Here is a 2,012-nt window from a genome sequence, read left to right on the forward strand (position 1 = left end):
GCGCGGGGGAGACGGGTGGGCCGTGAGGCGCACCGTCCCGCGTCAGCCGACCACGACGCGCTCGCCCGAGCGCGGCACCACGGCCGTCCAGCCGAGTTCGCGGTCGATCCGGTCGCGGAGGGCCTGCGCACCTTCGGGCTCGCCGTGCACCAGGTACGTGGCGCTCGGCGGCGGGGCGGCCCGCAGCCACTCGACGACCTCCGCCGCGTCGGCGTGGGCCGAGAAGGCCGGAACGTTCACCACCTCGGCGCGGACGGGCACGTAGGTGCCGTACATCTTCAGCACCCTGGCCCCGTCGACGAGTCGGCGGGCACGGGTGCCCTCGGCCGCGTAGCCGACCACGACGACGGTGTTCCGCGGGTCGGGCAGCAGGCGCCGCAGGTGGTGCACGACGCGGCCGCCGGTGGCCATTCCGGAGGCGGAGACCAGCACGGACGGCACGGCGGAGCGTTCGAGGGCCAGCGACTCCTGGAGCGAGTGGACCAGCTCGAACGGCTCCGGGTCGAGGGCCGTCGTGTCGTCCAGCACGTCGGGCCGCAGTTCGGGCGAGCGGCGGGCGAAGGCGTCGCGGTACACCTGCAGCGCGGCCAGCGCCATCGGGCTGTCCACGTACACCGGGGCGCCGGCCGGCAACCGTCCGCTGCGGCGCAGTTCGGCGAGTTCGTGCAGGACGACCTCGGTGCGGTCGACCGCGAAGGAGGGGACGACGACCGTGCCGCCGCGGGCGAGGGTCCGCTCGACTGCGCGCGCGAACCACTCGCGGGCGGCGGTCTCCTCGTGGTGCCGGTTCCCGTAGGTCGACTCCACCAGCAGCACGTCCGCACCGGTGAACGGTTCGGGCCGGCGGAGCAGGGGGTGCACCGGGCGGCCCAGGTCGCCGCTGACGGCAAGGGTGTGCCCGTCCTCCAGGGTGAGGTGCGCCCAGGCGGAGCCGAGGATGTGCCCGGCCCGGTTGAGGCGCAGGACCGTCCCCGCCTCGATCTCGACGTCCGCGTCGAGCGGGACGGGGTCGAACATCTGCAGGGTGTTCTCGACGTCCTCGTCGTCGTACAGCGGCTCGGCGGGGCGGTGCTTGGACCAGCCGTGCTCGTTCGCGTGGTCGGCTTCCTCACGGAGCAGGTGCGCGCTGTCGCGGAGGATCAGTTCGGCGAGCCGGGCGGTGTCCGGGGTGGTCAGGACGGGGCCGCGGAACCCGTCGCGGACGAGCCTGGGCAGGTAGCCGCAGTGGTCCAGGTGGGCGTGGGTCAGGACGACGGCGTCGACGTCGGCCGGGTCGAGCGGCAGCGGACGGCGGTTGCGGCGGCGGAGTTCGGCGAGGCCCTGGAAGAGCCCGCAGTCGACCATGAGCCGCGCGTGGTCGGTCTCGACCAGGAACTTGCTGCCGGTGACGGTGCCGACGCCGCCGAGGAAGGTGAGCAGGCCGGGGCGTGGGGCCGGGGACGGGGGTGCGGTGGTGTTCACAGCGGTCCTCAGTCCGTGCGGTGCCGGGCGTGCTCCGCCGCCGCGACCTGCTGCTTGACGGCGGCGAAGCTGTCCGGGGTGACCGAGATCGAATCGATCCCGGCGTCGACCAGGAAGCGGGTGAACGCGGGGTCGTTGCTGGGGCGTTGGCCGCAGAGGCCGACGTGGCGGCCGGCCGCGTGGGCGGTGGCGATCAGTGTCTCGATGCTGCGGGTGACCGCCGGGTTGCTCTCGTCGAAGAGGTGGGCGAGCAGGTCGGAGTCGCGGTCGACGCCGAGGGTGAGCTGGGTGAGGTCGTTGCTGCCGACGGAGAAGCCGTCGAACCGCTGCGCGAACTCCTCCGCGAGCAGGACGTTCGCCGGGATCTCGGCCATCACGAAGACCCGGAGCCCGTTGCGGCCCCGGGCGAGGCCGTTCTCCGCCATGACCGCGAGCACGCGGTCGGCCTCCTCCGGTGCCGCGGCCGGTGGTGTCGCGTTCGCGCAGGGCGGCCATGATGCCGAAGGCGGCGTGCAGTCCGGTGAGCACGTCGACCAGGGCCACCCCGGCCT

Annotated in this window: 2 protein-coding genes and 1 pseudogene; all 3 read right to left on the bottom strand. The window is 74.0% G+C overall.

Annotated features, from left to right (window positions below):
• Positions 1 to 42: 42 nt before the first annotated feature.
• Positions 43 to 1,461: an MBL fold metallo-hydrolase gene (locus ABZ641_RS34960; RefSeq protein WP_359988415.1), complete on the bottom strand. Its 1,419-nt coding sequence runs from the start codon at positions 1,459 to 1,461 to the stop codon at positions 43 to 45.
• A gap of 8 nt (positions 1,462 to 1,469) precedes the next feature.
• Positions 1,470 to 1,898 carry a putative PEP-binding protein gene (locus tag ABZ641_RS34965; protein WP_359988417.1) on the bottom strand — a complete coding sequence of 143 codons (429 nt, stop codon included), beginning with the start codon at positions 1,896 to 1,898 and terminating at the stop codon, positions 1,470 to 1,472.
• A 58-nt stretch (positions 1,899 to 1,956) separates the two neighbouring features.
• Positions 1,957 to 2,004 (bottom strand): annotated as a pseudogene (locus tag ABZ641_RS34970) (hypothetical protein); the annotation flags it as partial.
• Between the last annotated feature and the right edge of the window lie 8 nt (positions 2,005 to 2,012).

The sequence above is a fragment of the Kitasatospora sp. NPDC007106 genome (genome assembly GCF_040634455.1).
GTDB lineage: Bacteria > Actinomycetota > Actinomycetes > Streptomycetales > Streptomycetaceae > Kitasatospora > Kitasatospora arboriphila.